This window comes from Teredinibacter waterburyi (genome assembly GCF_001922985.1).
Taxonomy (GTDB): domain Bacteria; phylum Pseudomonadota; class Gammaproteobacteria; order Pseudomonadales; family Cellvibrionaceae; genus Teredinibacter; species Teredinibacter waterburyi.
The window spans coordinates 38,184-50,519 of sequence record NZ_MRUH01000007.1; the positions used below are offsets into that span (position 1 = coordinate 38,184).

6 protein-coding genes and 1 tRNA gene are annotated in these 12,336 nt (G+C 49.4%); 4 read left to right on the forward strand and 3 right to left on the reverse strand.

The features are described 5' to 3' along the window. Window positions 1–219: 219 nt before the first annotated feature. Window positions 220–1,986, forward strand: a complete 1,767-nt coding sequence (locus IDZ20_RS00190) for an SLC13 family permease (RefSeq protein WP_188149409.1) — start codon at window positions 220–222, stop codon at window positions 1,984–1,986. Window positions 1,987–2,073: 87 nt separating this feature from the next. Continuing rightward, window positions 2,074–3,198, forward strand: a complete 1,125-nt coding sequence (locus tag IDZ20_RS00195) for an acyltransferase family protein (RefSeq protein WP_188149410.1) — start codon at window positions 2,074–2,076, stop codon at window positions 3,196–3,198. Window positions 3,199–3,347: 149 nt separating this feature from the next. Here IDZ20_RS00195 and IDZ20_RS00200 read toward each other — a convergent pair. After that, a tRNA-Arg gene (locus tag IDZ20_RS00200) sits at window positions 3,348–3,424 on the reverse strand. Between the two features lie 195 nt (window positions 3,425–3,619). Between IDZ20_RS00200 and IDZ20_RS00205 the strand changes: the two genes are divergently transcribed. Next, on the forward strand, window positions 3,620–4,027 hold the full coding sequence (locus IDZ20_RS00205; RefSeq protein ID WP_245792033.1) for a c-type cytochrome: 408 nt from the start codon (window positions 3,620–3,622) through the stop codon (window positions 4,025–4,027). A gap of 203 nt (window positions 4,028–4,230) precedes the next feature. On the opposite strand, the gene IDZ20_RS00210 is transcribed toward IDZ20_RS00205, so the two are convergent. After that, the gene (locus IDZ20_RS00210) at window positions 4,231–5,592 is read right to left on the reverse strand and encodes an oligosaccharide flippase family protein (protein ID WP_188149412.1); all 1,362 of its coding nucleotides are present in this window, start codon (window positions 5,590–5,592) and stop codon (window positions 4,231–4,233) included. 318 nt (window positions 5,593–5,910) lie between these two features. Next, window positions 5,911–7,932 (reverse strand): DNA helicase Rep, encoded by a 2,022-nt coding sequence (gene rep / locus IDZ20_RS00215; protein WP_188149413.1) that lies wholly within the window; start codon window positions 7,930–7,932, stop codon window positions 5,911–5,913. Window positions 7,933–8,125: 193 nt separating this feature from the next. On the opposite strand from rep, the gene IDZ20_RS00220 reads away from it, so the two are divergent. Beyond that, window positions 8,126–12,229 (forward strand): hypothetical protein, encoded by a 4,104-nt coding sequence (locus IDZ20_RS00220; RefSeq protein WP_188149414.1) that lies wholly within the window; start codon window positions 8,126–8,128, stop codon window positions 12,227–12,229. The last annotated feature ends 107 nt before the right edge of the window (window positions 12,230–12,336 follow it).

Sequence of the window (12,336 nt, forward strand, 5' to 3'; positions counted from 1 at the left end):
ATGCTTGCGTATTTATTCGGTATTCCTTATGTTCACTGCATTGCTAGATCTCGCCTTGCGCTTTGTAAATTAATTCGACTATACGGCAGGTCAAGCGATGCTGTCGGTTAAACTACCCAGCTTGTCGAACCGGTCGGTAGAAATGGTTGCACCGGTTTTGGTGCAGCGAAATTTATGATACAAGGCTAGTTCTCCCCCTTAAACCCAAAGAAGATGCTCATGACCTACGAGGCATTAATTACAATCGTTGTGTTGGTGTCTGTAATTGCAGCATTAATTTCAAACAGAATCTCCGCAGACTTGGTATTAATGGCGGCGTTGGCGGCACTGGTTGTTTCGGGTGTATTGTCACCCGAGCGCGCGCTTTATGGGTTCGCTAACCCTGGCATCATAACAATTGCGTGCTTGTATATTGTCGCTTCCGGGCTGATGGAAACTGGCGCCGTAAATTGGGTTGCATCGCTATTGTTAGGGGCGCCAAAATCGACGTCTGCTGCGCAACTTCGAGTGCTTTTGCCTGCATCACTACTAAGCGCTGTAACCAACAATACCGCAGTGGTAACGATGTTTATCCCCGTTATTCAAGAATGGGGTGAGCGTTTGAATATTCGCCCCTCCAAACTTCTTATACCGCTAAGTTATGCCGCGATCTTAGGTGGCACCTGTACGCTAATTGGAACCAGTACAAACTTAATTGTGGATGGGTTGTTACAGCAGGAATATGACTTGCGCTTGGGCTTGTTCGAAATCTCATTAATCGGCATTCCTATAACGCTTGCCGGTGCGCTTTACCTCTATTTCTTCGCCGATCGACTTCTGCCTAGTCGCGGTAGCGTATCGAATCAAGTTAGTGAGCTGCGCGAGTACTGTGTGGAGTTTGTTGTTGATCCGACCGGCCCGCTGCAGGGTAAGTCGATTGCAGCCGCGGGGTTGCGCAATCTAAACTCCGGATACCTTATGGAGATCCATCGCGGTACAGACTTGCTTGCCGCGATCGACCCAAGTTGGACACTGCAAGGTGGCGACAGTCTGGTGTTTATCGGTGCTCCAGAGTTAGCGTCGGAGCTTAGAAAGTTTCGCGGTATGCAGCCAGTCGAACATCAGTCTGGCGGGTTGAGCATTGAAAATAATCAGCGCTGTATTGTTGAAATCGTACTCGGGCCTGAGTTTCCGGGCATTGGCAAAACGATTAAAGAGTCGAGATTCCGCACACGTTACAATGCTGTGGTGTTGTCACTCTCGCGCGGCGGAAAGCGACAGCCGGGTAAGCTTGGAACCTTAGAGTTCAAAGTGGGTGATACGCTGTTAGTGGAAACCAGTTTTGACTTTGTTGAGCAGTATCGATTCCGCAAAGATTTCCTCTTGGTTAGTCCGCTAAATAATTCGACACCACCAGATTACACCAAAGCGCCTCGTGCAATATTAATTCTCTTGTTAATGATTGGCTTGAGTGCATCTGGATTTTTGACCGTATTTGAATCGGTGCTGCTCGCCTCGGGAGGCATGATCGCGGCGCGTTGTGTAACAGCTACGAAAGCCCGCCGACAAATAGATTTGCGAGTGTTGATTGTGATTGCGGCATCGTTTGCACTTGGTGCGGCAATGAAAGATTCGGGCGCGGCAGATGCTATTGCCTCAGTGTTGTTGCCCAGCGGGTCGCCAGCGCCAATGCTAGCTCTAGGCGCGGTATACCTGTTGACGGTATTGTTTACGGAAGTAATGACAAATAACGCTGCAGCCGTACTGATGTTTCCAGTGGCGCAATCTTATTGCGAAAAATTAGATGTTAGCATTGTGCCCTTTGCCATTATTATTATGGTGGCGGCGTCGGCCAGTTTTATAACACCGCTTGGTTATCAGACCAACCTTATGGTGTATGGCCCGGGCCAATATAAATTTACGGATTATATTAAAATAGGCTTGCCGTTGAGTATTTTGGTCGCAATCGTGACCATCACGCTAGTGCCCATGATTTGGCAATACTAGCGTGATCGAACTTACTAATAGCGCGATATTTTAATGAGAACACACCATGTCGGTTAATGTACCAATCCTTCTCTGGAACTATGCTAGATGACCTCGGATACTGCCTCGCATCACCAAAATTACCTTTCGACCAAACATATTCTTTCATTAAATGGTGTTCGCTGCCTGTGTATTTTGGGCGTTTTATGGCATCACGCGGCTGATTTCAAAAACCTGCCGAATATCACTTTGTTAGGGTATCTTGGCGTCGATATGTTTTTCGTTCTTAGCGGTTACTTAATTGTTACCTTGGTGCTGCGGGAAAAAAGTAGAACCGGTGAGTTCTCGCTTAGAAACTTCTATATTCGCCGTACCCTGCGTATTTTCCCTGTCTATTACGGAACCTTGTTAGCCGTATCGGCGCTTTATTTTATTTTTAAGCCAGCTGATGAAAGTACTCAGGTATTGGCTGAAACGCTCCCCTATTATCTAACCTTTACCGCGAACTGGGCGCTTATTCATGCGGCGAATATGGGGATCTATTGGTCGCTGGCAACTGAAGAGCAGTTCTATTTGGTGTGGCCATTCCTGGAAAAGTTTTTCAGTTTAAAATTTCTTTACACAGTTTTGGTTGTTGCTATTGGTGTTAACCAGCTGATTAATTTTGGTTTGCTAGATGGCTATCTAAATGCTTGGTGGGGTGAGGGCGCTACAGAAAAACTGAATATATTGGATACGACGTTTACACCTATATGCTTTGGTGTTGCGCTTGCACATGCGCTGCACCGCAAGTCGAGTTTCGATTTCCTATACGCGTGGCTTGGCTCTTGGCGGGCGTCGTTAATCGTGTTGTTGACTTTGGTGTTGGTGCTGCAATTTGCGACGGGAGATATTTCCGGTGCTGTACGGCTGTTGATACAAGCGCTAATGACGGTATGGCTTGGGTGTATTGTGATGAATTCTAAGCACTTTCTAAGCTCCGTATTGCAGTGGCGAATTGTCGACCGTATCGGTGCAATTAGCTACGGCGCTTATATCTATCATTTGTTGGTATTCCACTTTGTAAGAGAAGTGCTGGCCAAGTTAGGCTGGTCGGTGTTTGGTTTGGAGATGTTTTTGTTCGGCACCTTGGCGACCTTGATCGTCTCCGAATTAAGCTTTCGATTCTATGAGAGCCCCTTCCTATCACTGAAGAGTAAGTTGGAGTTTAAGCGGTCAAGTCTACCTGTGTAGAGCAGGTTAGATGTAGACGCTAATACAGTCAATGAAGCGGTGTTAGGGGTGTTTGCGGCAGCTCTCAATTGTCGAGAGACCGATGTATGCCGAGTGAGACAAAAGGCAGATACAAAAAAGCCCCGTCTAACGACGAGGCTATTTTTATATGGCGCACCCGGAGAGATTCGAACTCCCGACCAAGTGGTTCGAAGCCACCTACTCTATCCAGCTGAGCTACGGGTGCGTGGCGAATACCGGTTAAAGAGCATTCGCGGTGCTGCTGCTAGCAGTGCTGCGCATAATACCTGTAGAGCGCAGTCTCGTCTATCCTTAGTATCAGCGCCGTCAAATCCGTCAGGCAGTGCTGCCTATTTCGGGTGTTTACCGCTATAATACCGCGCACAAAATTTGGTTAATTTTTCTACAATTTAGCAGGGTGATAACTATGAAGTTGTTCAAAGGTGCTTTGTTTGGTCTGGTTGCAGCCGTAGCTGTTGGCGTATTTGCCGGTTCAGACCTCGGAGATCGCATTAAGCCGGTAGGCGAAACCTGTATGGCTGGCGACGATTGCGCAGCGGCTGTAGTCGCAGCGGCCGATGCTGGCGCGGCGCGTTCTGGTGAGCAAGTGTATCAAAAGTGCGCCACTTGCCATGCCACGGGTGCTGCTGGTGCTCCCAAGCTTGGTGATGCCGCGGGCTGGGCACCACGCCTCGAAAAAGGCTTAGATGAGCTTTATGCAAACGCGATTGGCGGCTTCAAAGGTATGCCAGAGAAGGGTTTGTGTTTTGATTGTTCCGATGACGAGATTAAAGCGGCTGTTGATTATATGGTTGAAGGTTCTAAGTAGTCCTCACACCTTAGCGCAGTTTAAGCCATACGAATTAAGCTAGATTCGGTTGCTTGTAACGTTAAATGCCCAGCGATATCGCTGGGCATTTTTGTATCTGGGGAATGTTATGAAATTGGTCAGGGTGGGATTTATCGAGTGCGCATACTTTATGCGTCGAGTGAGATGGTTGCCGCCGTGGCGCGTCTCGAAATCAGATTGGTTTAGTTCAGGTTTATCTGAGCAATTGTCAAAGCGCCAACCGCGTAGCCCGCTAATATCATAGGAAGCATAATAAATTCCCGCTTCAGATTCAGGAACAGATATTTTTTCATAAGGTATAGGGATATGAGTGCATTGGCGACAGGTGTTGCTGCAATCGCCCAAATAACACCGTTTATTCCACTGGTTACGAAGGCTAGTGGTACGACTGTGTAAAGTATAAATACTTGCGAGGCGATAAGTGCAGTTGTTAGTTTCGCTTTGCCGTGCGCCAAAAAGCACTGATTGGCTAAGCTGAACCCAGTCGCAACGAGCGATAGACCAAGAATTTCTAAGTAGTGACCAGCTTCGTGATAGCGATCGTCGTACATGATTTTGATAATGTTGGTTCCGCTGGCGAATAGAAAGCCAGCTGCGAACATGGATACACCATCAATTTTAATCCTGATTTTATAATAGATTCTCTCGACATCTTGCGGTGCATTGCGAAAGGTTTCGCTCAATACTGGGAAGAAAATAGATTTAAATAAGGTGAATAGTAGTTCTTTTGCGGCCATCGCTAGAAAGTAAGCGATGTTGTAGATGCCGAGTACTTTTGCCGTTACAAGCCCGCCGAGTAGAAGCCTGTCGCCATGATTTAAGCAAAAACCAAAGATAGAGCCGACAAAAACCCACTTGCCAAAATTCAATATTTCTTTGGCGCAAGATCTGTCGAGCTGGAGTGCGGGGCGATCGCCAAAGGTTTTTAAATGTGATCCAGCCACTTTAATGACGGCGGACACTATGTTGCCTAGCAGCAGCGCCCAGATGTCTCGCCATAACCAAGCAAGAAATATCGTAACAATTAAACCGATAACCTGTGAGGAGAGCTCTAAAATGGTGATTTTTGATGCGGCGAGATTGCGTCGCTGAACAAAAATATTAACGGAGAGAAACCCGAAAATGGGCGCGCTTAGGGCGGCTATCGCCAACAGTATAGGAAGGGTCGGATCTGCGTATACAGTATCGCCGGTAAGTATTCCCGCTGATTGAACAAAATAGAGCGCCAGGCAAAGTAGTGCTGCGATAAAGTAGATTAAAAACCCACGGATGATTTGAATCGTCCAGGCGGTATTTAGAAAGAGCCGTTGGCTTCCGCGTTGGCTTTGGACAATATTTTGTAGCAGCCCTATGTCCGAAAACATATTGATGCCGATGAGCACAACGGATACAGCGCTCATTAAACCAAACATTTCGGGGACGAGCAGGCGCGTCAATATCAGGTTACTGACGAGGCGTAATACTTGAGCACTAAAATGCCCAGTAATCATCCAGCTTCCAGCGTACATAGCTCGTCGCTTTAACGAGAGTGGTTTGGCTGTCATGATGAGCTTACTGCCTCGGCGCTAAGATACAAAATAGTTGAGCCCCATATGTTTGCCGCAGGAGCGCGATGTGTGTTGCAATAATTTGAAGAGCAAAACGTTACATCCGGTTAACTGCGCCAAGAGGGTCTGGGACATTAGAGTTTCGGAGGTGATTTGGGTTATATGATTTCCGCGCAGATTATTCAATTCCGCTACACATTAACCTTGTGAGGTTATCGACCGACATTATCTTACAACAGTTCGGAATATAGCAAGGCGTCGCTCAAGTCGGACATCTTAGCATTGATTACTCTGTAAATTTTGATAACTGCTTTCCTAATCATCAAACATCCCTTTAATTGACGACATAGTTACCGCCTTCTTCTTTTCCAGCTGTTCTGGGTTAACTTCGCCAAAGCCTTCTCTTTCCAAATCAACTTCTGGCAACTCGTCTAGAAAGCGACTCGGAGTTGTTTGGTTTTTCTCGCCAAATTGTTTGCGAGTAGCGGCTAGAGACATCGTTAATGTTTTTTGAGCACGAGTTATGCCAACGTAGGTTAAGCGGCGCTCTTCTTCGATGTTATCTTCTTGAATACTGTTGCGGTGCGGTAGAAGCTCTTCTTCCATACCAATAAGGTAAACGTGTGGAAACTCAAGCCCTTTGGACGCATGTAGCGTCATAAGTTGCACGCGGTCGGTTAAATCCTCTTCGTCTTGACGATCTAGAAGATCCTGCAGCACTAAGCGGGCAATGGCGCTGTTCAAGCGCTCTTCGCCGTCGGCGTCTTCATTATCATCGCGCTCCATGGTGGATTTAATTGAATCGACCAAGGTCCAAACATTTTCCATTCGGCCGGCAGCAACTTTCGGTGAGCTGGCATTTTGTTGAAGCCAGCCCTCGTAGTCAATATCGTTTAGCATCTCGCGGATAGCGGCAACTGGATCGCCGCTATGACAGTTGCTTTGCACGCGCAGTAGCCAATCGCTGAATTCCTGTAGTTTTTCTAACCCTTTTTTGGGCACGATGGTTTGTAAACCGATCTCGCTACAGGCATTGAGCAGCGATATTTCCCGCTCGGTTGCATAGCGAGCAAGAGCTTCAAGTGTGCCGGTGCCGATTTGGCGACGTGGTGTGTTGATGACCCGCAAAAAGGCGTTATCGTCGGTCGGGTTAACCAGTAGGCGTAAATAGCCCATCACATCTTTAATTTCAGCGCGCGCGAAAAAACTGGTGCCGCCACTGATGTTGTAGGGGATTTGGTGTTGCTGCAGTTTTAATTCGATCAAGCGCGCTTGGTGATTGCCGCGATAGAGCACCGCGAAGTCGCGGTATTTACATTGGCGACGCATCCGCTGGGTGAGTATTTCAGTGGCGACACGCTCGGCCTCGGCGTCTTCGCTGGGGCAGCGAATCAAGCGCAACGGCTCGCCCATACCGAGGTCGCTCCACAAGGTTTTGTCAAAATCGTGGGGGTTGTTCGCGATTAATTCGTTCGCCACCTTCAGAATACGTGCAGTGGAGCGGTAATTCTGTTCCAGTTTAATAACGTGTAGGCTGGGGAAGTCTTGCTTTAATAGGCTGAGGTTTTCGGGGCGGGCGCCACGCCAGGCGTAGATCGATTGATCGTCGTCGCCAACCACGGTGAGTGACCCCTTGTCGCCAATAAGCTGTTTAACGATTTGATACTGACTTGAGTTGGTATCTTGATATTCATCTACGAGTAGATAGCGAATACGCTGACGCCAACGTTGCAGAACTTCATCGTTGTGGGTAAACAGTAGTGACGGCAGGCGAATAAGGTCATCGAAGTCGACTGCATTGTATGCTTGCAAGGCTTTATTGTAGCGTTCGTAGACGCGCGCCCAGCTTTGCTCGCCTGCACTTGCGGCCTGCTCTAGCGCCTGCACAGGCTCGATTAGGCCGCTCTTCCAATTGGAAATCTGATGTTGTACCGATTCGACTATGCTGGTGTCTAGGTCGCCGTCTTTAAGCATGAGCTCTTTAAGCAGGGCGCGAGCATCTTCGGCGTCGAAAATGGTAAAGCCGCTTTTGTAGCCAAGATGAGAGAGTTCGCGGCGAATAATATTCAGCCCGAGATTGTGAAAGGTAGACACCGTAAGGCCGTGACTGGCTTTGCCTTTTATCAGCTTGCCAACACGCTCCTTCATTTCCCGTGCCGCCTTATTGGTAAAGGTTACCGCGGCAATATGGCGCGCAGGCATGTTGCACTCTTGGACAAGGTAGGCAATCTTGCGGGTAATCACACTGGTCTTGCCACTGCCAGCACCGGCCAATACTAAACAGGGGCCGTCAATATACTTTACGGCTTCACTTTGGCGGGGGTTGAGTTTGTTCACGCTACTCCACAGGCCAGCTTGGCCGCGATTCGATTGGGTGCGCGATTTTAACAGAAGACATACACTTTTTAACGACTGATTCGAAGCTATATACCGTTAGAATTGGCTTTAGGATAATCATAATAAGGGGACATTTATGTTCAGGTTACTGCCATCTCTACGTGCCGCTATCGTGCTGTGCTCGGTTTGTTTCATGCTTCTTTCCGCCCTGATTGCAACGCCTCTGCGCGCTGCCGAGCTACCCGCCCCATTGCAGGGTTGGCAGGATTGGGTGTTAAAAGACGCCCCTGAGCACAGCTGTCCCTTCTTATATAACGGTGCTACGCGAGCTTGCATTTGGCCAACGGAACTAAAGCTACAGCTAGACGATAATGGTGCTGAATTTTTCTATAAAGTCGATGTATTCAAACGCGAATGGGTGCCACTGCCGGGCGATGCCGGACACTGGCCGGTGGCTGTTAGTAGCGGTGGGAAAGCGTTACCAATAGTCGAGCAGCGCGGCAGCCCCGGCGTTTGGCTGGAGGCGGGGCAATATTCGTTAAAGGGAGAGTTTAGCTGGCGCAACTTGCCGCGCAGTATTCAACTGCCGCGCTCCACAGCATTACTGAAGTTAAAGCTGCGTGATAAACCCGTAGCAAACCCCAACCTTGATCAGAACGGCTTGCTCTGGCTGGAAGCGCCGCAGCTAAAGCGAGCCCTGTCGAAAGCCGCGGCGGTACAGCAGGATGCGCTCAGCGTGCGAGTGTTCCGCAAACTTATAGATGGCAACCCACAACAACTGGCTACAGAAGTGTATTTGTATGTGAGTGGTGCTGAGCGCGAAGTGCAACTTGGGCCAATGCTGTTGCCGGGGTTTGTACCGCGTCAATTCGATAGCGCCTTGCCTGCCCGCATTGAGGCTGATGGCAGCCTGAAAGTACAGTTAACGCCTGGCCAGCATCGTATTGCGCTTCTGGCGCACGCAACTCAGCCGGTAGCGAGTTTTAGCTTTACGCCTAGCAACCCGTTTTGGCCACAACAAGAAATCTGGTCGTTTGCGGCAAGCCCACAATTGCGAACCTTACAGTTGGACGGGGCGACCTTGATCGATCCGTCGCAAACGCAAATGCCGCAACACTGGCAAGAGTTGCCAGCCTACCTGCTCACTCCAGATACTAGGCTTAGCGCTAGCGAACTGTTTCGTGGCGACCCCAACCCACCAGCAAATGAGTTAGTTTTAAATAAAACCTTATGGCTAGACTTTTCGGGCGAGGGCTTTACCGCCAAAGATGAGATTAGTGGCGAAATGCTGCAAGGTTGGCGTTTAGATATTGCCGCGCCCTACGAACTGGGAAGCGTAAAAATTGATGATGAGCCGGAATTAGTAACGCGGCTGGCCGATAGCGAAAGTGCGGGAATAGAAATTCGTGACGCCGATGTAAATGTGCAGGCGGTGAGTCGTGTTAAGCGCGATGGCAGCTTGCCCGTGAGCGGCTGGTTGACAGAATTCAGTCGAGTAAGCACCGAGTTGGTGTTGCCGCCGGGTTGGTCGGTTTTACATGTTAGCGGTGCCGATTCCGCTCGCGGTGCATGGCTTAGCAGTTGGTCTTTGTGGGATATCTTTTTACTCTTAGTGATTTGCTTAAGCTTGGGCCAGTTACTCAACAAAGCCGTCGGCGCACTTGCCTTTATTACCTTGTTAACTATTTATCAGCGCGATGCCGCGCCCACGCTTGTCTGGTTAAATTTGGCGATTGCCTTAGCCATATTCCCCTATGCCAGAGAGCGTATAGCGCGACTCGCCAAGGTCTATTTGGTCGCCAGTTTTGCCTTAGTCGCATTACAGTTACTACCTTTTATTACCGCTGAAGCGCGTTTAATGGTGTACCCCCAGATGCAAAATAGTGCTGGCCTTGCACTGTTTAGTGCGTCGAACAGCGTGGCACAAGAGCGTGATCAATACGCCCCCGAGCCTGCCGCAAGATCAAAAGTGAGGACTATGCGCGACGACATCGGTGCGGTTGAAGAGGTTCTGGTTAGCGGTGTTCGCGCCGCAAAAACTGAAAGTTATAGCCAGCCGGACTACAACCCTGGGCAGCGAATTCAAGCGGGGCCAGGCTTACCAAGCTGGCGTTGGCAAAGTGTCTATATCAATTGGGGCGGGCCAGTAACGGCGGCTGAAAGCCATCGCATTTGGTTGGTATCGCCGTTGTTGAATCGGTTCGGCCATTTAATGGCAGTGTTACTTAGCTTAGCGCTATTGGTTAGTTTGCTGCGCAAAGGATTACAGTTGTCGCCCCTGCCGAAAATCAGTCTTAAGCCGGCCGCGACTGTTGCCCTAGTGTTGCCTTTTATATTTGCGGTTCTAGACGCTCCCAAGGCGCAGGCAGGGGATATTCCTTCAGCGGAGCTTCTCGCCGAATTGCGCCAAGAGTTACTTAAGCCGCCGCAGTGTTTACCTAAGTGTGTGGCGTTGGAATCTGTTGTATTGCGAGCCGATAGCGACGCCTTATCATTAGAACTCAACATTCATACACAGGAAAAACTAGCCCTTCCTTTACCGGCGCAGTTGGGCCAGTGGCTGCCAAGCCGTGTAACCTTAAATGGTGTATCGCAACCCTTGTTACACAGCCGCGAAGGTCGTGTTTGGGTATTGCTTAGTAGCGGTGTAAGCAAACTTAAATTAACGGGGAGCCTTAGTGGGCGAGAGAGCTTAACGCTAGATTTTGGTATGCCATTACACAATTTCAGTGCCGAGGTTAACGGCTGGAATTTGAGCGGTGAGCCGAGCGAACGCCTTAGCAGTGCTAGCCTGCAGTTGCGTCGCAAACCAAACTTGGTGAATGACGAAAGCGGTCAGGCGAGTTCCGAGCCAAATGCAGAGGCAGGCTCCGAGGGCGGGGAAATCTTAGAGGGTCAGTCGGGACGCCTACTGCCAGACCCCATAGCACCCTTTCTGCGGGTTAGCCGCAGTCTAGATGTCGGCATGGAGTGGCGTTTGCGCACAGTAGTGGAGCGCATTGCTCCATCTACCGGTGCAATCAACATGACGATCCCGTTAGTGGCGGGAGAGTCTCCCGTTTCTGGCAACCTCAGTAAAACGGCTGCTGTAGCCTCAATGGATGTTCGATTCGATAGTAATCAACAGGTCGTCAGCTGGGAAAGCACACTTTCAGAAACTGAGCAGCTAAGCTTAACGGCGCCGACAAATGTTGCCTGGGTGGAGGTTTGGCAGTTGCGCACCGCCTCAATGTGGCACAGCCGCAGCGAGGGAATTATGGCCTCGCCAAATCATGGTGATGAATCAGTCCCACTTTGGCATCCTTGGCCTGGTGAGAGTGTAACCATTCACTTTACTCGGCCTGAGCCGGTCGCAGGCGAAACGCTTGCAATAGACAAGGCAAGCATAGAATACCGGCCAAGTCGTCGTGCTAGCGATACGTCGTTAAGCTTAAGTTTGCGTGCGACTCAAGGCGGCTACTACGAGCTGCCGCTGCCCGAAGGCAGTAAATTAAAGTCGGTTAACATTGATGGTCGAGATACACCTACCAGCTTTGTTCAAGGTTTGTTGCGTTTGCCGCTGCGTCCAGGTGAGCAGCGAGTGCTGGTCAATTGGCAAAATGACGACGGTCTTGAGATATTCGCCCGCACGCCATCGGTTAACCTCGGTCATAGCGCGGCGAATTTAGAAGTAGAAGCAAAGGTGTCGCGTGATCGTTGGATTATTTTGGTTGGTGGCCCTTTGCTAGGCCCTGCCGTGTTGTTCTGGAGCATGCTGCTATTGGTGCTTTTATTGGCCGTTGGCTTAAGCCGAACCACACTTACGCCGCTGAAAACCCGCGAATGGTTGTTGTTAAGCCTTGGTATTGCGACGATTAATCTCGTCGTGTTGGTAATTGTGGCCATTTGGTTTGTTGCATTGCAATGGCGCGGTAACTGGCAGCCGGACACTGCGCCAGCAACAAAGCGACACATGGTGAACGCGCGTAATTTGATTCAAATAGGTTTGTTTGCAATCTCTGTAATCAGTTTGATGTCCTTGGCTGCAAGTATTCCCATGTCGTTGCTGTCGGTACCGGATATGTATATAGGTGGGAATGGTTCCAGTGCCAGCAGCCTCAATTGGTTTGTCGATCAGACCGAAGGGCAGCTCCCCAGTGGTTGGATTATTTCACTGCCGGTAATGGCCTATCGTATCGCTATGTTGTTGTGGAGCTTGTGGCTAGCAACCGCATTGTTGCGCTGGGTACGTTGGGGCTGGGGTCAGCTGGGCGTGCAGGGTTATTGGTTTGATGAAAAAGAAAAAGGGCAGGCTTAGTGCCTGCCCTTTATTAGTTGTTAGAGAGTTGCCAATTGAGTTGCAACCAAAATAACCAGCCTCTTACGAAGCTGGTTATTTTAATAATTAGATCGTTAACGTGATAA